This is a genomic window from Ruegeria sp. SCP10 (assembly GCF_040329495.1).
Classification (GTDB): Bacteria; Pseudomonadota; Alphaproteobacteria; order Rhodobacterales; family Rhodobacteraceae; genus Ruegeria.
In genome coordinates, this window is record NZ_JBDZYF010000012.1 from 80,163 (window position 1) to 98,094 (window position 17,932).

Annotated in this window: 22 protein-coding genes; 15 read left to right on the plus strand and 7 right to left on the minus strand. The window is 57.0% G+C overall.

What is annotated here, in order from left to right:
- Positions 1-16 precede the first annotated feature (16 nt).
- The 10 genes from ABLN87_RS19165 to ABLN87_RS19210 all read left to right on the plus strand — a co-directional run bounded on the left by ABLN87_RS19165 (position 17) and on the right by ABLN87_RS19210 (position 6,559).
- Positions 17-715 carry a DUF2062 domain-containing protein gene (locus ABLN87_RS19165; RefSeq protein ID WP_353013363.1) on the plus strand — a complete coding sequence of 233 codons (699 nt, stop codon included), beginning with the start codon at positions 17-19 and terminating at the stop codon, positions 713-715.
- Positions 708-1,454 (plus strand): pyridoxine 5'-phosphate synthase, encoded by a 747-nt coding sequence (locus ABLN87_RS19170; RefSeq protein WP_353013365.1) that lies wholly within the window; start codon positions 708-710, stop codon positions 1,452-1,454. Before ABLN87_RS19165 ends, ABLN87_RS19170 begins: the two co-directional genes overlap by 8 nt.
- On the plus strand, positions 1,451-2,074 hold the full coding sequence (locus tag ABLN87_RS19175) for a LysE family translocator (RefSeq protein ID WP_353013367.1): 624 nt from the start codon (positions 1,451-1,453) through the stop codon (positions 2,072-2,074). The genes ABLN87_RS19170 and ABLN87_RS19175 overlap by 4 nt, the downstream gene beginning before the upstream one ends.
- Positions 2,075-2,087: 13 nt before the next feature.
- Complete coding sequence (locus ABLN87_RS19180; RefSeq protein ID WP_353013369.1) at positions 2,088-2,627, plus strand: ABZJ_00895 family protein; 540 nt, start codon at positions 2,088-2,090, stop codon at positions 2,625-2,627.
- The gene (gene acpS / locus ABLN87_RS19185) at positions 2,624-3,067 is read left to right on the plus strand and encodes a holo-ACP synthase (protein WP_353013371.1); all 444 of its coding nucleotides are present in this window, start codon (positions 2,624-2,626) and stop codon (positions 3,065-3,067) included. Before ABLN87_RS19180 ends, acpS begins: the two co-directional genes overlap by 4 nt.
- Before the next feature lie 31 nt (positions 3,068-3,098).
- The gene (gene lepB, locus ABLN87_RS19190; protein WP_353013373.1) at positions 3,099-3,926 is read left to right on the plus strand and encodes a signal peptidase I; all 828 of its coding nucleotides are present in this window, start codon (positions 3,099-3,101) and stop codon (positions 3,924-3,926) included.
- Positions 3,923-4,600: a ribonuclease III gene (gene rnc, locus ABLN87_RS19195; protein ID WP_353013375.1), complete on the plus strand. Its 678-nt coding sequence runs from the start codon at positions 3,923-3,925 to the stop codon at positions 4,598-4,600. The genes lepB and rnc overlap by 4 nt, the downstream gene beginning before the upstream one ends.
- Positions 4,601-4,622: 22 nt before the next feature.
- Positions 4,623-5,141: a GNAT family N-acetyltransferase gene (locus tag ABLN87_RS19200; protein ID WP_353013377.1), complete on the plus strand. Its 519-nt coding sequence runs from the start codon at positions 4,623-4,625 to the stop codon at positions 5,139-5,141.
- Positions 5,142-5,324: 183 nt separating this feature from the next.
- Positions 5,325-6,233 (plus strand): GTPase Era, encoded by a 909-nt coding sequence (era, locus tag ABLN87_RS19205; RefSeq protein WP_353013378.1) that lies wholly within the window; start codon positions 5,325-5,327, stop codon positions 6,231-6,233.
- Positions 6,230-6,559 carry a DUF1491 family protein gene (locus ABLN87_RS19210; protein ID WP_353013380.1) on the plus strand — a complete coding sequence of 110 codons (330 nt, stop codon included), beginning with the start codon at positions 6,230-6,232 and terminating at the stop codon, positions 6,557-6,559. The genes era and ABLN87_RS19210 overlap by 4 nt, the downstream gene beginning before the upstream one ends.
- Positions 6,560-6,608: 49 nt before the next feature.
- On the opposite strand, the gene ABLN87_RS19215 is transcribed toward ABLN87_RS19210, so the two are convergent.
- Positions 6,609-6,998 (minus strand): VOC family protein, encoded by a 390-nt coding sequence (locus tag ABLN87_RS19215; protein ID WP_353013381.1) that lies wholly within the window; start codon positions 6,996-6,998, stop codon positions 6,609-6,611.
- 166 nt (positions 6,999-7,164) lie between these two features.
- Between ABLN87_RS19215 and recO the strand changes: the two genes are divergently transcribed.
- The gene (recO, locus tag ABLN87_RS19220; RefSeq protein ID WP_353013382.1) at positions 7,165-7,890 is read left to right on the plus strand and encodes a DNA repair protein RecO; all 726 of its coding nucleotides are present in this window, start codon (positions 7,165-7,167) and stop codon (positions 7,888-7,890) included.
- Here the strand turns inward: recO and ABLN87_RS19225 are convergent.
- Positions 7,874-8,266 (minus strand): META domain-containing protein, encoded by a 393-nt coding sequence (locus ABLN87_RS19225; RefSeq protein ID WP_353013384.1) that lies wholly within the window; start codon positions 8,264-8,266, stop codon positions 7,874-7,876. The genes recO and ABLN87_RS19225 overlap by 17 nt on opposite strands.
- A 219-nt stretch (positions 8,267-8,485) precedes the next feature.
- Between ABLN87_RS19225 and ABLN87_RS19230 the strand changes: the two genes are divergently transcribed.
- The gene (locus ABLN87_RS19230; protein ID WP_353013386.1) at positions 8,486-9,718 is read left to right on the plus strand and encodes an SGNH/GDSL hydrolase family protein; all 1,233 of its coding nucleotides are present in this window, start codon (positions 8,486-8,488) and stop codon (positions 9,716-9,718) included.
- Between the two features lie 2 nt (positions 9,719-9,720).
- On the opposite strand, the gene ABLN87_RS19235 is transcribed toward ABLN87_RS19230, so the two are convergent.
- The 5 genes from ABLN87_RS19235 to ABLN87_RS19255 form a co-directional block, all read right to left on the minus strand.
- On the minus strand, positions 9,721-10,272 hold the full coding sequence (locus ABLN87_RS19235; RefSeq protein ID WP_353013387.1) for a hypothetical protein: 552 nt from the start codon (positions 10,270-10,272) through the stop codon (positions 9,721-9,723).
- 197 nt (positions 10,273-10,469) lie between these two features.
- A complete protein-coding gene (locus ABLN87_RS19240) occupies positions 10,470-12,161 on the minus strand; it encodes an acyl-CoA dehydrogenase family protein (protein WP_353013388.1) in 1,692 nt (563 codons plus the stop codon).
- 144 nt (positions 12,162-12,305) lie between these two features.
- Entirely contained in the window at positions 12,306-12,770 is a 465-nt protein-coding gene (locus ABLN87_RS19245; protein ID WP_353013390.1) for a hypothetical protein, read from the minus strand.
- Between the two features lie 111 nt (positions 12,771-12,881).
- A complete protein-coding gene (locus ABLN87_RS19250; RefSeq protein ID WP_170531325.1) occupies positions 12,882-13,172 on the minus strand; it encodes a hypothetical protein in 291 nt (96 codons plus the stop codon).
- Between the two features lie 357 nt (positions 13,173-13,529).
- Positions 13,530-15,128, minus strand: a complete 1,599-nt coding sequence (locus tag ABLN87_RS19255; RefSeq protein WP_353013392.1) for a phosphoenolpyruvate carboxykinase — start codon at positions 15,126-15,128, stop codon at positions 13,530-13,532.
- A gap of 2 nt (positions 15,129-15,130) precedes the next feature.
- On the opposite strand from ABLN87_RS19255, the gene ABLN87_RS19260 reads away from it, so the two are divergent.
- Genes ABLN87_RS19260 through ABLN87_RS19270 form a run of 3 tightly spaced genes read left to right on the plus strand, consistent with a single transcriptional unit; the run spans position 15,131 to position 17,931 of the window.
- Entirely contained in the window at positions 15,131-15,454 is a 324-nt protein-coding gene (locus tag ABLN87_RS19260) for a hypothetical protein (RefSeq protein ID WP_353013394.1), read from the plus strand.
- A 21-nt stretch (positions 15,455-15,475) separates the two neighbouring features.
- Positions 15,476-16,180, plus strand: a complete 705-nt coding sequence (locus ABLN87_RS19265) for a response regulator (protein WP_170531319.1) — start codon at positions 15,476-15,478, stop codon at positions 16,178-16,180.
- Between the two features lie 32 nt (positions 16,181-16,212).
- Complete coding sequence (locus ABLN87_RS19270) at positions 16,213-17,931, plus strand: sensor histidine kinase (RefSeq protein ID WP_353013396.1); 1,719 nt, start codon at positions 16,213-16,215, stop codon at positions 17,929-17,931.
- The last annotated feature ends 1 nt before the right edge of the window (position 17,932 follow it).

Here is a 17,932-nt window from a genome sequence, read left to right on the forward strand (position 1 = left end):
GTAGGGGTGATCAGGAGTGGTTTTCAAGCGCCGAGATCGACGCTCGCCCATCCAGATCGCATCGGAGTTTGTCTATCCGCGCGGTGGATGGACCCGCGCCTTTCACTACGTCAAACATCGGGTGCGGCGTCTGCCGGATTCCCCTGATCGGATCGCGCGTGGCATCGGCGCCGGAGTTTTTGCAGCCTTTACGCCGTTTTACGGGATGCACTTTGTTGTTGCCGCGCTTTGTGCACGCCTGATCAACGGCAATATCCTGGCGGCGCTCAGCGGGACGTTCTTTGGTAATCCACTGACTTATGTCCCCATCGGGGTGATCTGCCTGCAAACAGGCCATTTCATTCTGGGCACTGAGTTCGACAAGAGTGTTGAGCGCGGGTTGATGGGTAAGTTCGCCAGCGCGCTGGGCGATCTCAAAAACAACTTTCTGTCGATATTCACCGACCGTGTCGCGGACTGGCACGGGCTTGGCGTGTTTTACTACGAGGTGTTTTACCCCTACCTCGTTGGGGGCATGCTGCCCGGCCTTTTGGCCGGTGCAATATGCCACTACCTCAGCCTGCCGCTGATCCGCACGTATCAGCAACGCCGCCGCGACAAGATCAAAGCGAAATTCGAAGAAATCAAACGACGGGCAGAAGAATCGACTGACGCCCTGACCTCAAAACCCCTAGGTTCGGGTCAAGCATTGAAAAAGGAAACGAACGATGTCTGACAACCACTTGCGCTTGGGTGTAAACATCGACCACGTCGCCACCGTACGTAATGCGCGTGGCGGTGCCTACCCGGATCCTCTGCGGGCTGCCAAGCTGGCCGAAGAGGCGGGGGCCGATGGCATCACCGCCCATTTGCGCGAAGATCGTCGCCATATCTCTGACGCTGATATCGACGGGCTGATGGAGGTTCTGTCGGTTCCCTTGAACTTCGAAATGGCCGCAACGGAAGAGATGCAGAAAATCGCCCTGCGCCACAAACCGCATGCTGTGTGTATCGTTCCCGAAAAGCGCGAGGAACGCACCACCGAAGGCGGGCTTGAGGTCGCGCGCGAGGAAAACAAGCTGGCGCATTTCATTGCGCCGTTGCGCGACGTAGGTTGCCGCGTGTCGATCTTCATCGCCGCAGATCAACGCCAGATCGAAGCCGCGCATCGCATTGGGGCCGAGGTCATCGAGTTGCACACCGGTGCCTATTGCGATGCCCATGCCGAAGGCCGCATGGAGGAGGCTGCCCGCGAGCTTGAGGCGCTGCGCACAATGTCGAGCTTTGCCCATTCTCTGGGGCTTGAGGTGCATGCCGGCCACGGTCTCACATACGACACGGTTCAACCGGTCGCTGCGTTCCCCGAGGTGAAAGAGCTGAATATCGGTCACTTCCTGATTGGCGAGTCGATCTTTCTGGGCCTCACGCCTGCCATCCAGCAGATGCGCCGTCTGATGGATGAGGCGCGCGCGTGATCACATACGGCTTCATTGCGATCTGGTTTGCCTGGATCATGGCCGGGGGCTCTCCTGGGCCTGCAACCATGGGCATCGCAGGAACCGCGATGAATGAAGGCCGCCGCGCCGGTTTGGCCTTCGCGCTGGGCATTTGTGCAGGTTCTGCTGCCTGGGGGATCGCCGCTGCACTGGGCCTGTCGGCGATCATGCTGGCCAATGTCTGGGTTTTCGAGATCATCCGATATGTGGGCGTGGCCTATCTGGGCTGGCTTGCCCTCAAGGCTTTGCGCCGGGCGATGACCTCGGATGAGGTTGCTTTGGGCCAACCTGTCACAGGTTCTCTGCCGACAATCTTTGCCAAGGGCGCTGCGATCCACCTGACCAATCCCAAGGCAATCCTCAGCTGGGGTTCGATCTACGCCATAGTCGCGCCGCACGATGCCAGCTTGCTGATGTTGCTTGGGTATTTCGCGCTGCTCTATGCCGGGTCGTTGCTGATCTTTATTGGCTATGCCTTCCTGTTTTCTTCGGAGCGCATGGTCCGAGGTTACCGTCGCGCCCGCCGCTGGTTTGACCTGGCATTTGCCGGTTTCTTCGGGCTGGCGAGCTACAAGATTCTGACGGTGCGGTTGGGGTGAAGGGGCGCGACGTTTGAACTTTCACCTACTCAGATACACACTTGTTTTTCTTATCACCAGTGTTGCGATCTTCGTGCTCTTGGCTTTTGAGATCATAGTTCTGTATATTGTTGTCGAAGCAGCGCCCGTGGGTGATATCGCCGGGATCATAGGTGGTGTGAAACTGATCGCTTATGTTTTGTTGCCCTTTCTCGAAAGCGACTACAGTGCAGGGATGTTTGTGGTTTTCATCGCAGCATTCGGAGTGGCTGGATTTGTCGAAGGAAGTCGATATCTGAAACGCAATCGAGACAGGCCTACACCCACAACAATGCTATCTGGCTCTCTTGCAATGGCGATTTTGGGTTTGCTTCTCAAATTCGGAGTCTTGGTACTCATTGTGGTTCTGACGGGAGAGAGACTCACAGCACAGGACTTTCAATTCACATGGTGGGGATGGTTTGGAGTTACCACTTCAATTGTTCTTGCCACGTCGATATGCCGTGTCGCTTTTGGGCTTGGTCTGCGCGAAGCGCGTTGGCAGCAATCAATTCAAACAGGTAACCCTATATGATCCTCGGCATCGGCACAGACCTCGCAAACATTGACCGCATTCAGGCCACGCTGGATCGCTTTGGCGACCGGTTTCGCAACAGGGTTTTCACCGAGATCGAACAGCGCAAGGCCGAACGCCGGGCTGACACCGCTGGCACCTACGCCAAGCGCTGGGCCGCGAAAGAGGCGTGTTCCAAGGCGTTGGGCACCGGTCTGCGCATGGGCATCTCGTGGAAAGATATGGCGGTCACCAACCTTAAAACCGGTCAACCCGTGATGCACGTCACCGGTTGGGCGGCCGAACGGCTCAAGGAAATGACGCCCGAGGGGCATGAGGCAATCATCCATGTCACCCTGACGGATGATCACCCTTGGGCACAGGCTTTTGTGGTGATCGAGGCCAGACCCCTTGCTGACACGGCTGCGGCCTTGACTTGGCCCCAGTCGCCCCGCATGTAGCATCCCAACAACGCAATGACCGGAGAGCAGTATGGCCGAGGACGCCAAAACAGGTAACCCCGTGTGGGAGACGACCAAAACCATCGTCTATGCCCTTTTGATCGCGGGCGTTTTCCGCACCCTGTTCTTTCAGCCGTTCTGGATTCCCTCCGGCTCGATGAAGCAGACCCTGCTGATTGGCGACTTTCTGTTCGTGAACAAGATGGCTTATGGCTACTCTTATGCTTCCTGCCCCAGCTTGACCTTTTTGAACATCGACGCCGAAGATATCTGTGGCTGGCTGCCTGGCGATGACAACACGCGTATCTGGGGCGGTGAGCCCGAGCGCGGTGATGTCATCGTTTTTCGACATCCGGTTACGGGGCGGGATTACATCAAACGTCTGATCGGCTTGCCGGGTGACCGCATTCAGGTGCGCGAAGGCCAGATCATCCTGAACGGCACGCCGGTGCCGCAGCAGCCAGACGGGGTGTTCACCGAAATCGCCGAACCCCAGGGGCCGCAACGCCTGCGCCCGCGCTGTGAAAACGGCCCTGTCGGCATTGGTGGTACTTGCGAAAAGTCACGCCTGATCGAAACGCTGCCTAATGGCGTGTCCTATGATGTACTGAACATCGGCAATCAAGGGTCGGATAACACCGGCATCTACACCGTGCCAGAAGGCAACTACTTCTTCATGGGCGACAACCGCGACAACTCCGCTGACAGCCGTCTGCCGCAATCCGCAGGCGGCGTTGGTTACGTGCCATACGAAAACCTGATTGGTCGCGCCGATCGGATCATGTTCTCGTCCGCCGGACGGTCCATGCTGTTCTTCTGGACCTGGCGTGGGGATCGGTTCTTTAAGGCGGTGAATTGAAGCTTTCATCCGAGATAAAAGCGTTCCAGCAGCGTTTGGGATATGAGTTCACCAATCCCGAACTGCTGGTGCGCGCATTGACCCATGGATCAGTGTCTTCGGCCACACGGCCCGATAACCAGCGATTGGAGTTTCTGGGGGACCGCGTACTGGGGCTGGTCATGGCCACTGCCCTACTAGAGGCGGATAAGAAAGCCACCGAAGGCCAGTTGGCGCCGCGCTTCAACGCGTTGGTCCGCAAAGAGGCCTGCGCAGATGTCGCTCGCCAGATTGATCTGGGGGCCGTCCTGAAATTGGGCCGGTCCGAGATGCTGTCGGGTGGTCGCCGCAAACAGGCACTGCTGGGCGATGCGATGGAGGCGGTCATCGCAGCCATCTATCGTGATGCGGGTTTTGAGGCGGCGCGGGACGTCATCATAGCCCTATGGGGCGAGCGCATCCACAAGGTTGAAGCCGACGCCCGTGATGCCAAAACTGCGCTGCAGGAATGGGCGCAAGCCCGCGGTCAGAAACCCCCGGCTTATGTCGAGGTCAAACGCACCGGCCCCGACCACGCCCCCATCTTCACCATTGCCGCCCGTTTGCAAGATGGCACTGAGGCGCAGGCGACCGCAGGCTCCAAACGCCAGGCCGAGCAGGCTGCTGCGAAATCTCTGTTGGGTCAGTTGAGTTGAGCTGTTTCGCCGAACTCAGAACATGAAGATCAGACCCGCACAGATAGCGGACGCTGCCAGCCTTGCGGCATTGTCGATTGAGGTCTGGATCAGTACCTACCTGCGGCATGGCGTAAACGCTTTCTTCGCCGAATTTGTTCTGTCCGAATTCACGGCCGCCCGGTTCGAGGCTGTGCTTGAAGAGGGGGATGATATGCTGATGGTCTCGGAAAACAGCGACGGGATCGACGGCTATATTCGGCTAGCAGAGAAACGTGTTGCACCTGTTGACGGGCTTTCCGATCTTGAGGTCCTGACGTTTTACGTCCAACCCCGCCATCACGGTAAAGGCATAGGTTCCGCATTGCTGGATGTTGCGATCGAATATGCTCGGGAGCAAGGCCGGAATGGGATCTGGCTGACAACCAATTCCGAGAACAAACCCGCAGTTGATTTCTACCTGTCCAAAGGCTTCCGGCAGGTTGGCGTCACGGATTTCCGTATTGGGGATCAAGCCTACCCGAACCATGTGTTGGCTTTAACGATACCAGGGCAAGCTTGAAATCAATCTGCTGGGTAAAGCCGCTTAGCCCGGTCTTCCAATGCTTGATGGCATGACACTTAAGCGTCCGGCTTCCCGAATGCTCCAGAATTACGCGACCCGTTCGGAACGCAACAAATCCCTCTGGCCCGCAGCGCCATTCTGCTATAGGGGTGCGCACTTGCAAACAGGATCGCAGCACACATGACCACACGCGCCGGATTTATCGCCCTGATCGGAGAGCCCAACGCAGGCAAATCCACCCTTCTGAACCGCATGGTTGGGGCCAAGGTCTCGATCGTGACGCATAAGGTGCAGACCACACGCGCGCGCATTCGCGGTGTGGCGATGGAGGGCGACGCGCAACTGGTGTTTGTCGATACGCCGGGCCTGTTCAAACCCCGCCGCCGTCTGGACCGCGCCATGGTTGCTGCCGCGTGGGGCGGGGCAGCGGATGCCGATGTCGTTGTTCTGATGGTTGAGGTCCATCGCGGCATCACCGAAGGCGTCGAACGTATCCTTGAAGGTCTGGAAGAGATCGGGCAGGGTCGCACCATTGCTCTGGCGATCAACAAGATCGACAAGGTGCCCTCTGAGAAATTGCTAGCGCTCACCAGCGACCTGAACGCCCGCTATCCCTTTGCCGAGACCTTCATGATTTCCGCCGAGAAAGGCCACGGAGTCGACGATCTGCGCACATGGCTGGCCTCGGAACTGCCCGAAGGCCCGTGGCTCTACCCCGAAGATCAGATCGCCGATCTGCCGATGCGGATGATTGCGGCCGAGATGACGCGCGAGAAACTGACGCTGCGCCTGCATCAGGAACTGCCCTATCAGCTCACGGTCGAGACTGAAAACTGGGAAGAGCGCAAGGATGGCTCGGCCAAGGTCGATCAGGTCATCTATGTCATGCGCGACGGCCACAAAGGCATCGTGCTGGGCAAACGCGGAGAGACGATCAAGGCCGTCAGCCAGGCGGCGCGGGCCGAGTTGGAGGAGTTCCTCGACCGCAAGATCCACCTGTTTCTTCAGGTGAAAGTGCGGCCCAACTGGCTGGAGGAATCCGAGCGCTATTCGGAGATGGGGCTGGATTTCAAAGACGGCAACGCATGACTCGCCTGACGGCCGAATTCTGGGTGCATGCCTATCTGGCGCGGCTGCGGCTACAGGATATCCCGGCTTTTGTCGTGGCCCATGGGGACAACACGGCAGGGGCGGTGCTGGTCAAGATGAACACGCTTGACGGGCAAGCCATCGCCTATCAACGCAGCTTTGACCTGATGAGCGGTGAGCGGAAATGGATTGAGCTATCCTCGGGGCCCGAAGGCGATGTGGACGCCACCCTCACCAAACAACGCAGCTTCGACCCCGATCTTTGGGTGATCGAGGTCGAGGATAGGCAAGGGCGACATCTGTTAGGGGAAGAGGGGTTGGAGTAAGAACTCTAGCGAGTTCGGTATCCACTCTTTTGGCTGAACATAAACGCGTTCAGTCTGAGTCTGAAAAATAAACAAAGCTCATCTTGTTGCCGTCCAGATCGCGGGCATATGCGCCAAAAAAGTCAGGGCCATACTGCGGGCGCGGTCCCGGGTCGCCTTCGTTTGTACCGCCATTGGCCATCGCGATTGCATGGACTTTGCGCACTTCATCTTCGCTTTCGCACATCAGGCCGACCATGTTGCCGTTACCCGGTTTTGCAGTTTTTTGATCATTAGGCAGCGAAACCCATATTCGTCCGCCGTCGCGCAGTTGGTAGCAGACAGCGTAGGGCATGTATTCAGCTACGACTTTGCCACCAATTCCAGCCATTGTTGTGTCGTAAAACTTGCGGGCTTTGGCAACGTCGTTTGAGCCGATCATTACGTAGTTAAGAGACATGGATTGAATTCCTTTCTAAGAACATTGGGCGAACATTAGCTAGTGCGGTGATAGCGCGCAATTCGATTGTTCGACCCTGTAAATCCCCTAGGCCAGTTTCTGCCTTGTGTGTTTAGCGGGCATGAGATTTTCTGCGAATAGACAAGACAACCGAACGGACACAGCCTTGGACTGGCGCGATCACGGCATACTTCTGACTTCTCGCCGACACGGCGAAACATCTGCGATTGTCGAGGTTTTCACTGAAGCCCACGGTCGCCATGCCGGGGTTGTGCGCGGTGGGACCAGCCGGAAGATTGCGCCGATCCTACAGCCGGGCGCGCAGCTGGATGTGCTTTGGCGCGCGCGGTTGGAGGAGCATATCGGCACGTTTCAGGTTGAACCCCTGAGGTCCCGCGCGGCGGCGGCGTTTTCGGGCCGGTTGGCCTTGTCCGGCCTTAACGCGGTTGTATCGCTGCTGTCCTTCTGCCTGCCAGAGCGAGAGCCGCATCCGGCGATCTACAAGCAGACCGAACAATTGATGGACCTGTTGGGACAGGACGACATTTGGCCTTTCGCCTATCTGCGGTGGGAGTTGGCGCTGCTTGAGGAACTGGGTTTTGGTCTTGACCTGTCTGCCTGCGCCGTCACCGGCGCGACGGAGGGGTTAGCCTTTGTCTCACCCAAAACGGGGCGGGCGGTCAGCACTGAGGGCGCAGGTGATTGGGCAGATCGGTTGTTGCCGTTGCCGGCGTGCTTGCGGGGCGAAGGCGACGCGCCGGATGTTGAGGTTGCAACCGGCCTACAGACCACAGGTTATTTCCTAGAAAACCGTGTCGCCCCCGCGTTGGGCCATACACCATTGCCTCAAGCACGGGCACGGTTTGTGGATCAGCTTACTCGACGGCTTTGAACACCATCTCGTGCCCGGCTTCGTTGCGCAGGATCAGCACGTTCCCAGACACCTCGGATTGAGTCATCGTCATCAACGCGGCAAAATAAGTGCCTTCCAGTTCGAGCGATGCGCAGGCCGCGCGCGTCGCGCTGAGGTTTTCAATCTCGAACCAGGGATATGGCGCGCTGATCGTCGCCTGATAGCTGTTGCAGGGGGCATTTCCGGCAATCTGCCCGTCTGCGGGAAACCGTAGCAGCGCGCTGGCCTCAAATAATTGGCCATCAATCTCCTGCAACGTCCATGTCTGGTCTGCCGCACCATAGGCAGACACGGTTTCATCCCGGTCACATTGCAAGAGCCCGATGAGCGGTAACGCAAAGGCAAGGCGGATCATATCAGTCTCCTACGACTTCGGAACGCTCTGCCTTTAGGCGTGTCGATCCGGCATCGTCAAGCAAGTTGAAGGCTTCCCGCAATACTCAGGCCATAGTTGACCCAAGGTCACAAATCGACATAGTGGAGCCAAGCTAAACCCGGGACTTAGTCAGCATCACACCTTATGCTGAAGAGCGATGCCCTTTGAACTGGTCGTTCCAAAAGTAGAGTTTGTTTCATGTCACAGGTCAGCGACACCGAAACCAAAAAGCGAACGCGACCCATCGTCAAAGTCGTGATTGTCCTGGTTTATCTGGTGTTTTTGTTCCTGCTGGTTGAATTGCTGTCTTACGTCGCGGTTGTCCACCTGTTTGACAATGCGCTCGGTGGCAAGGCCGAGCGTCATCTGTACTCCTCGATCCGAGGGCATGAACTGAACCCCGACTACCAACGTCAATTCGATACGGGCGGGCAGCGCATTCATTCGGATCAGGGGTTCCGGTATGACGCCGTCGTCGATCTGCCCAAGCCGGATAGCACCTACCGCATCTTTCTGATGGGCGGCTCCACCGCCTATGCCATCGGATCGCAAGGGCGCGTGTATCCAGATCATCCGACGCTTACCAACAGCGAAACGGTGTCTCATTTCCTTGAACAAGCACTCCGCGAGCAGCTGAAGGATGACATGCCCGGTGTGAAGATCGAGGTGATCAACGCCGGTGTTGCCGCCTATCACAGCTTTCAGCATGTGCTGTATATCTACGAGACGCTCTATGAGTACGAGCCCGACCTGATTGTTTTTCTGGACGGCCACAATGATTTCTACAATGTGGGCGTTACAAATCCGATCCAGAGCTATGGCTATTCCTCGGCTCGGATGGTGGATGCCCTAAACGACCGAGAGCCTTTCTTTGCGGCCCATGCTTTCCTACGGGCCCCGGCCGAGTATTCCTATACGTTCAAGCTGGCCTCGAAATTCACACAGGGGCTGTATCAGCGCTATGAGGCGCCCAACTACAATCTGACTGGTGACGTGACAGCGTTGGAGCGCGATTTCTCAAGCGAGCTGGCCGAAACCGCGCGTCGTGGTTTTTTGCGCAATTACAAGCTGATCGAGACTTTTGGTGCCTATCACGGGTTCTGCTACCATGTCTTCCTGCAGCCTGAGGTGGTATTCGAAAACGTCGAAAACCTAAGCGCAGCAGATCAGGAGATCGCTCAGATCACGCGCGACTGGTATGTACCCGGGCGCGAGCAGGTGATGACGCGCGCTCGGGCTGAGTTTCCGGCGCTGTTTGATCAGGCCGATATTCCCTATACCGAAATCGCTGAGATCGCAGCTCCTGAGCACAAAGGCAAAAGCCTGTATGTCGACTACACGCACCTGACGGCAGAAGGATCGAAACTGGTGGCGGCCCGAATGTTACCGGTGGTGATCGATACGATCACAAAATGCGAGACGGGGTCCTGATCTCAGAACGCAAGTTCACCGTTTAGTAATTGCGTGCGCACCTCCATCCTTGGGTGCCAGTTGTACCGGGTATCTTCCCGAACAGGCCCCCAGAACAAGGCGCCACTATTGCGCCATGGATCAAGGATTATGCCGTCATACATTGAATCGCCCTTGGCGCTGATCAGGGCGGAATGGTGAATGATCCGGAATGGCGTTGGTGGTGAAGTGGCCCAATGCAGTTCGAGCGTTCGAAACCCTTCCTGCCGCAGTCGCCGCGTCATGGCCTTTGCCCAGTCATTGCACAGCCCGTATTCCCGAAAGCCGTTGGCGACCTTGGCGTTATGTATGATCGCCGGGTCGGTTACATTCCATTCTCGGGCAAGGTGCTGAGAATAGGTGTACGAGATTGATGCGGCGGTTTGTGCCTCGACCGGATCAACCTTTGGTCCGAGGGATTGAATGGCTTGTGCCAATTCGTCGATATCATCCTGATTGGCGGTTGGCTGCGGCACCGCGCAGCCGCTTAGGGTTAGGGCTGTCAACATAGCCCAGAGAACCAGTATTCGTGTCATGTCGGGTGCCAGCAATTGTCCAGTTTCTTCTGGTGGCAATAAGTGGGTATCGACGGATTTCATAGGGGAAGTTTGGCCGCAGGTTTGCCAACACTACTGATTTAGGAAATTGGTCCGCGTTGGTTGCAACAACTGGCACAAGAAAAGACCCGGTGCAAAGACCGGGTCAGTTGGGGAAACAAGGCCGCCTTATTCGATCACCCGAGCAGACGTCGTGCGATGACCTGTGCCTGAATTTCGGCAGCCCCTTCAAAGATATTCAGAATACGCGCGTCACACAGAACGCGGCTGATCTTGTATTCCAGCGCAAAGCCGTTGCCGCCATGAATTTGCAGACCGTTGTCGGCTGCGGCCCAAGCGACGCGGGCCCCCAGCAATTTGGCCATACCGGCCTCAAGATCGCAGCGGTGGCCGTGGTCCTTCTCCCAGGCAGAGAAATAGGTCAGCTGGCGCGCGATCATGATCTCGACCGCCATCATCGCCAGCTTGCCCGAGACGCGGGGGAAATTGATCAGCGATTTGCCAAACTGTTTGCGGTCTTGCGCATATTGCATCGCAATATCCAATGCGCTTTGTGCCACCCCAATGGCGCGGGCGGCGGTCTGGATGCGGGCAGATTCAAACGTCTCCATCAGCTGTTTGAAACCCTTGCCTTCTTCCCCGCCCAGAAGGTTTTCACCTTTCACGTGGAAGCCGTCAAAACCCAGCTCGTATTCCTTCATCCCGCGATAACCCAGAACCTCGATCTCGCCACCGGTCATACCGGGGGTGGGGAATGGATTTTCATCGGTGCCCGGGGTTTTTTCGGCCAGGAACGTGGACAGGCCACGGTGGTCGGTGCTGTCCGGGTTGGTACGGGCCAGCAGGGTCATGACATGAGTGCGGGCCGCATGGGTGATCCAGGTTTTGTTGCCAGTGATCTGGTAGTCGCCGTTCTCATCTTTGACCGCTCGGGTGCGCAGGCTGCCAAGGTCCGAGCCAGTGTTGGGCTCTGTAAACACGGCGGTCGGTAAAATCTCGGCGCTGGCCAGCTTGGGCAGCCAGTTGGCCTTCTGTTCGTCGGTGCCGCCAGCCAGGATCAATTCAGCTGCAATTTCGGACCGGGTGCCCAGCGAGCCGACGCCGATATAGCCGCGCGACAACTCTTCTGAAACCACGCACATTGAAGCTTTGGATAGACCAAAGCCGCCGAATTCCTCGGGGATGGTCAGGCCGAACACGCCCATTTCGGCCAGTTCTTCAATGATCTCGATCGGGATCAGTTCGTCTTTCAGGTGCCAGTCATGGGCGTTGGGTTCGACCTTTTCCACCGCATAACGGCGGAACTGATCGCGGATCATCTCAAGCTCTTCATCCAGGCCCGAAGCTCCAAACATGGCGGCACCGGCTTGCGCCTCCATCAGCTCGACCAAACGTGTCCGCGCGGCTTGTGAGTTGGCCTGCGACATGAGGGTCTGCACCTCGGGGCATTGGAACCCGGACAACGCATCCCAACCAAGGCCAAGATCCTGAAGGCGCACAACCTCACCCTGGTTCATGGGGATGCCACCGGCCACCTGATGCAGGTATTCACCAAAGGCGATCTGATGCAGCAGCTGTTCGATCTCGCTGAACTTGCCTGCGGCTTCCAGTGCTTCGGCCCACCGCTGCATCTGTTGCAGCGATTGGTGATAGGTGGCCAGCCAGGCCAGCCCATGCGCGGCGGTTTGGTTGGCTTCGATCAACGCACCAGAGACGCGCCCATCAGATGTCACCATGTCCCGCACTGAATCGCGCGCTTTCTCAAAGACAGCCTCAACAGCGGGTACAGCTTTGCTGGTCAGGCTCAGAAGGTCTGGCAAAGTCGCATTGGTGGTCATCTGGGATATGTCCTGTCCATCATGGGCCATGAATCGCGTCCTGTCTTGGGTGGTCTGGTCATATCATGCTGCACGTGCAGCGCAACAAAAATACTTATTACGTTGCGAAAAAGTTCAAAAGTTGCGCTTTCGTTTTGCGATGCAGAAAGCTTGACGCTGTACATATTGTTGGTTTCAGCGCCGCCCATCTGCAAAGCGAAACGCGAAATACAACCCCAGCATCAGGAAAAACAGGCCCGAGATATCGCCGATCAAAAAGGCAACATATTCGACCGTCGCGCTGCCAAAGGCCATGTTGGTCAGGCCAGAGACCAGAATTGACGTGATTACGCCAACGCCCATGACGCAAATCCAACAGGGCTTTCTGTCGGCTCTTGGGAACAAATCCCAACCCACCCATTTCAGAAGGTAGAACACCGCCGGCACGGTTGTGACCGCTATGACAATGGCCATCAGGCGGCTGGGCAGGAACAGATCCGCCCCACCCAGAATTGCAAAAACCGCAATGACCCCCGGTAACAGGGCAAAGATCGCCCGCCAACCCAATAGCCAAGCGGATAGTACGCGCACTCCGTGCGGTAGAAACAGCAGGCTTGCCCGGCTGGGGTATTCTGGGAAGAACATGTTCTGTAGCGGCATCAAAACCTCAAAGGTGAGGAGTGATGCGACCACATAAGCCAAAGAGGCAAAGAAAGTTTCGGTGACCCACCTGCGCACCGGGATCAACCGATGACGCGTAAGAGGCGCAGTTTATCTGGGCGCATGAACGATGTATCGCCCTCGATTTGCGTTGCCGCTTTGAGACAAATAGCCTTTTTCTACCAACGATTTCAGCGCTCGAAAAAAAGTCGGGCGCGAAACTCTTTGGACCAGTGTGTGTTCGATCAAGCCGAACGTCCGAACCTCTTGATCTGCTTTCGACAGCTCCTCGGCCGCGTAGTAGATGTCGCGTTCGACCGGCGAGAGATTCTCCAGCCCCAATGTACGCTCCATGCTCTGCATCAACTTGCGCAGCTCGGTCAGTTTCGAAATTTCTGTCATATTTTACCTGTCTTGCTTCGTGCCTGACACCGTCCAGTCCTGGTGGTGCGAAATCGGTTGAATTTGGATGTTCAACAAGTTGCGCGCTGGCACGTATCCCCGTGTAAGTGGTTTACTCTTCTATTTGGGTGGCCCGATCTGCAAAGGTGAGTATGCAGGCGCGAGAAACCCTGTGGTGCTTTCTGTTTTGGATCCGATGCAGTTGCATCGGAGGTCTTGGTAATGGCCAAAGTGCCTATCTCAATCTGAGTGTCAAAACAATAAAATTGTTGAGAATGGTGCCGTGGCGTAACTATTGAAGGTTAAAGCACCATATTGATGACGCAAAAAAGAAGGGGCGCTAGCGCCCCTGTCTGTTTAGCCGATTGCAACCGATTTTATGTCGTCGTCGATGAAGGGGATGTATTGCTCAAAATTCTCGGCAAACATCTGCACCAATTTCTCGGCTTGCTTGTCAAAGGCTGCCTGATCGTCCCACGTACGGCGCGGGTCCAGCAGAACTTCGGGAACGCCGGGCACTGAAACGGGCACGTCAAAGCCGAAATTGGCATCCTTGCGGAATTCGGCATCAGCCAGAGACCCTTCGAGCGCAGCAGTCAGCAGCGCACGGGTCGCCTTGATCGGCATCCGGCTGCCCACACCATAGGCGCCGCCAGTCCAACCGGTGTTGACCAGCCAACAGGTGGCGCCGTGTTGGGCGATCTTATCACGCAGTAGGTTGCCATAGGCCTCGGGTCGACGCGGCATGAAGGGTGCGCCAAAGCAGGTCGAGAAGGTCGGTTGCGGCTCGGTCACGCCACGCTCGGTGCCTGCCACCTTCGAGGTGAAGCCAGACAGGAAGTGATACATCGCCTGCGCCGGTGTCAGACGTGCGATCGGAGGCAGAACGCCAAACGCATCACAGGTCAGCATGATGATGTTCTTGGGATGCCCGCCCAGGGCGCTGCTGGAGGCGTTCGAAATGTACTCGAGCGGATAGGCGCAACGCATGTTCGCGGTCAGCGAGTCGTCGTCGAAATCCAGTTCCTTGGTCTCGGGATCGAAGACCATGTTCTCGATCACAGTACCGAATTTCGAGGTCGTTGCGTAGATCTCGGGCTCGGCCTCGGCGTTCAGGTTGATTGTCTTGGCATAGCAGCCACCTTCAAAGTTAAAGGTACCACGATCCGACCAGCCATGTTCGTCGTCACCGATCAGCACGCGGGCAGGGTCAGCGGACAGCGTTGTCTTGCCGGTGCCCGAAAGGCCGAAGAAGACGGCGGTGTCGACCGGGTTGCCCACTGCGTGGTTCGCCGAGCAGTGCATCGGCATCACGCCTTTTTCCGGTAGCATGTAGTTCAACAGGGTGAAGACGGACTTTTTGTTCTCACCTGCGTACTCCGTGCCGCCGATCAGGATCAGCTTGCGGTCAAAGTTCAACGCAATCACTGTCTCGCTGCGGCAGTTGTGCTTGCTCGGGTCGGCCTTGAAACTGGGGCAGTTGATGACGGTGAAATCCGCGATAAATTCGTCCAGATCTTCACGATCGGGACGGCGCAGCAGGTGGCGGATAAACAGGTTGTGCCACGCCAGCTCGGTGACCATGCGCACATTGATTGAATAGGTGGGATCAGCTCCTCCAACGAGGTCCTGTACGAAATAGTCACGGCCCTTCATATGCTCGAGCATATCTTCATAGAGAGCATCGAACCCTTCCGGGCTCATTGCCGCGTTGTTTTCCCACCAGATGCTGTCGGCGACGCTGTCGGTCTTGACGACGTGCTTGTCCTTGGGCGAGCGGCCGGTGAACTTACCAGTGGTGACCAAAAAGGCACCGCCGTTGCCCAGCGTGCCTTCGCCGCGCTTCAGCGCCTCTTCGATCAGCGCCGGTTCCATGAAGTTGTAATAGACATTGCCCAGGCCCTCGATCCCCTGATTTTCGAGGCGGAATTGCGGGTTAACCCGTCCAGATGTCATGCGTGTCTTCTCCTGTGGCGGCGCTGTGGCGTGTTGGGCCGGGTGCGCCTTTGGGGCAGTTTGCCGGGAAAAACCGGCCGATGAGCGGGTCTTATCATGGTCCTTTAGGGCGTGAACAGGACGGTTTGGCGCAGTTAGCGCAACCAAGTTCAGGTTTAGCGCCACCAAAAATTTCCTGTCGGAAAACTGGGCGGCTTTTTGCGGGTGGCAAGGCATTTTTGCCGCATAGCTGCCGCAAGAATGGCACGATTCAGGGTTACGGATTGATTCGGATCAGCAAAAACGCCAACAATACCTTACAAAAAAGCGTATTATTGCGTAAGTGAGCAGGAATAGGGGTAAGCCCGATGTCAAAGATTGCACTGGTGGATGACGATAGAAACATTCTGACGTCCGTATCCATGACGCTCGAAGCCGAAGGTTTCGAGGTTGAAACCTACAATGATGGACAGGCCGCGCTGGACGCGTTCAACAAGAAACTGCCGGATATGGCCGTTCTGGATATCAAAATGCCGCGTATGGACGGGATGGACCTGTTGCAGCGGCTGCGCCAGAAGACGCAAATGCCGGTGATCTTTCTGACTTCGAAAGACGACGAGATTGATGAGGTTCTTGGCCTGCGTATGGGGGCCGATGACTATGTCAAAAAGCCATTCTCTCAGCGTCTGCTGGTTGAGCGCATCCGTGCACTGCTGCGTCGGCAAGAAGCCACCAGCGGTGATGCAACTGTCGCCGCAACCGGCGACACCAAGGTCATGGAGCGCGGAGAACTGCGCATGGACCCACTGCGCCATGCGGTCAGTTGGAAAGGCACTGATGTCTCGTTGACCGTGACCGAATTCCTGTTGCTGCAGGCACTTGCACAGCGTCCGGGCTTTGTCAAAAGCCGGGATCAGTTGATGGATGTGGCGTATGATGATCAGGTCTATGTGGATGACCGCACCATCGACAGCCATATCAAGCGTCTGCGCAAGAAAATGCGAGCGGCAGATTCTGAGTTTTCGGCAATCGAAACGCTTTATGGTATCGGGTATAGATACAACGAAGAATAGGCGCGGCCATCTACAAGGGGTAATGGGGTCCCGTGCGCGACACCGAACAAGCCAATGAAACGCGCGACGGTGATGTCGTTCTTGGGGATGACTGGGTTATCCCCCAAGACCCCGAGTCTGCGGAGTTACGAGAGAAGCGATCCCGCAGGAATCTGTTTTCTCTTCGCGGATCACCTCTGGCCCGCAAGATCATCACCTTCAACCTGATTGCCCTTGTGATCCTGGTCACGGGTCTGCTTTATCTGGATGACTCGCGGTCCGAGCAGGTACAGCAGACGGCGCGGAACCTGATGGGTGACGCCCAATTGGTCAGCAATGTGTTCGAAACACAGTTGCGACAGGGTGTTGTGCAATCGTCGCAGGATACAAGCCAACTTGACGTCAAGGACACGCTGGCTGGCCTCAGCCTGCCCGAAGGGGGCGAGGTTTTCGTTTACGATGCCAGCGGTACGCTTATCGGCTGGACACGGGGCGCGCCGCAAGCATCGGAGCTTCCTGTACTTTTGCGGCCTGACACTGAGATGCGGACAGGCGGCACCGTCATCAGCGACGCGCTGAATGCGGTCTGGACGGGATTGTCGCGCATCTTCAACTGGTCTTCCGACACCGAGGCTCCGACATTGGCACAACAGGTGCAGGCTATCATTCCGCAGGCGCTGGTGGGCCAGACTCAGGTTAAGGCTGTGCAGGATGATGCGGGAGATACGGTGATCGTGGCCGCCGCCCCGATCCTGTATGAAGGCGTTCCGGCTGGTGCCGTTGCAATGTCCGGCCCTGCAGGTGAGATCGATGCGCTGGCCCGGCGTGAACAGGAACGCATCCTTCAGATGTTTGTTGTTGCGCTGCTTGTCTCGATCGGCCTTAGCCTTGTTCTGGCCTCGACTATTGCCAACCCGTTGGCAGATCTCGCCTCGGCGGCCGAGATGGGGAAGGACAGGGGCACAGGTGTCAATCCGGGGCGTATTCGCATTCCGGACCTCAGCGCCCGACCGGATGAAATTGGCCGGCTAAGTCGCGCGCTGCGGGGTATGGTGACTGCGCTGTACAATCGCATTGATGCGAATGAACAATTCGCTGCCGATGTCGCGCATGAAATCAAGAATCCGCTTGCCAGCCTGCAATCCGCCGTCGGAACCCTGCGTATGGTCAAGCGCGATGATCAGCGCGAGAAGCTGCTGGGCGTTATCGAACATGACGTAAAGCGTCTGGATCGTTTGGTCAGCGACATCTCGAACGCTTCGCGTCTGGACGCGGAACTGGTCAAAGAGGAAGAACAGCCTTTCGATCTGCTTAAACTGCTTGGCAATATCGGGCAGTTTTTGGGCGAGGATGCCCGTGCGCAGGGTATCGATTATATCACTGACTTGCCTGCCGATCCGATCGTGGTGAACGGGCTAGAGGCGCGTCTGGCACAGGTGTTCGTTAACCTCATCACCAACGCGATTTCGTTCTGCGAGGAAAGCGACGCCATCCGCGTCTGGGTGCGCCAGCGGGACAATCGAGTGTTGGTTGTAGTCGAAGATACTGGCCCCGGGATCCCGGAACAGGCCCTGACAAAGATCTTCAAACGGTTCTACTCGCAGCGTCCAGCCGAGCATTTTGGCAACAATTCCGGCCTTGGTCTTGCGATCTCAAAGCAGATTGTCGAGGCACATGGCGGCGTGATCTGGGCTGAAAACATCCGCCCGACCGAGGCGGATGTCACCTCGGATCCTCTGGGTGCGCGCTTTGTCGTGGGGCTGCCTGTCTAAT

Excerpts from the sequence above, each read along its gene's own strand:
- ABLN87_RS19255 (WP_353013392.1), bottom strand. The coding sequence starts at position 15,128 with ATGACATCTGGACGGGTTAACCCGCAATTCCGCCTCGAAAATCAGGGG.
- ABLN87_RS19170 (WP_353013365.1), top strand. The coding sequence starts at position 708 with ATGTCTGACAACCACTTGCGCTTGGGTGTAAACATCGACCACGTCGCC.
- ABLN87_RS19265 (WP_170531319.1), top strand. The coding sequence starts at position 15,476 with ATGTCAAAGATTGCACTGGTGGATGACGATAGAAACATTCTGACGTCC.
- ABLN87_RS19215 (WP_353013381.1), bottom strand. The coding sequence starts at position 6,998 with ATGTCTCTTAACTACGTAATGATCGGCTCAAACGACGTTGCCAAAGCC.
- ABLN87_RS19225 (WP_353013384.1), bottom strand. The coding sequence starts at position 8,266 with ATGATCCGCCTTGCCTTTGCGTTACCGCTCATCGGGCTCTTGCAATGT.
- ABLN87_RS19250 (WP_170531325.1), bottom strand. The coding sequence starts at position 13,172 with ATGACAGAAATTTCGAAACTGACCGAGCTGCGCAAGTTGATGCAGAGC.
- ABLN87_RS19210 (WP_353013380.1), top strand. The coding sequence starts at position 6,230 with ATGACTCGCCTGACGGCCGAATTCTGGGTGCATGCCTATCTGGCGCGG.
- acpS (WP_353013371.1), top strand. The coding sequence starts at position 2,624 with ATGATCCTCGGCATCGGCACAGACCTCGCAAACATTGACCGCATTCAG.
- ABLN87_RS19230 (WP_353013386.1), top strand. The coding sequence starts at position 8,486 with ATGTCACAGGTCAGCGACACCGAAACCAAAAAGCGAACGCGACCCATC.
- ABLN87_RS19200 (WP_353013377.1), top strand. The coding sequence starts at position 4,623 with ATGAAGATCAGACCCGCACAGATAGCGGACGCTGCCAGCCTTGCGGCA.
- era (WP_353013378.1), top strand. The coding sequence starts at position 5,325 with ATGACCACACGCGCCGGATTTATCGCCCTGATCGGAGAGCCCAACGCA.
- lepB (WP_353013373.1), top strand. The coding sequence starts at position 3,099 with ATGGCCGAGGACGCCAAAACAGGTAACCCCGTGTGGGAGACGACCAAA.
- ABLN87_RS19240 (WP_353013388.1), bottom strand. The coding sequence starts at position 12,161 with ATGGCCCATGATGGACAGGACATATCCCAGATGACCACCAATGCGACT.
- ABLN87_RS19245 (WP_353013390.1), bottom strand. The coding sequence starts at position 12,770 with ATGCCGCTACAGAACATGTTCTTCCCAGAATACCCCAGCCGGGCAAGC.
- ABLN87_RS19235 (WP_353013387.1), bottom strand. The coding sequence starts at position 10,272 with ATGACACGAATACTGGTTCTCTGGGCTATGTTGACAGCCCTAACCCTA.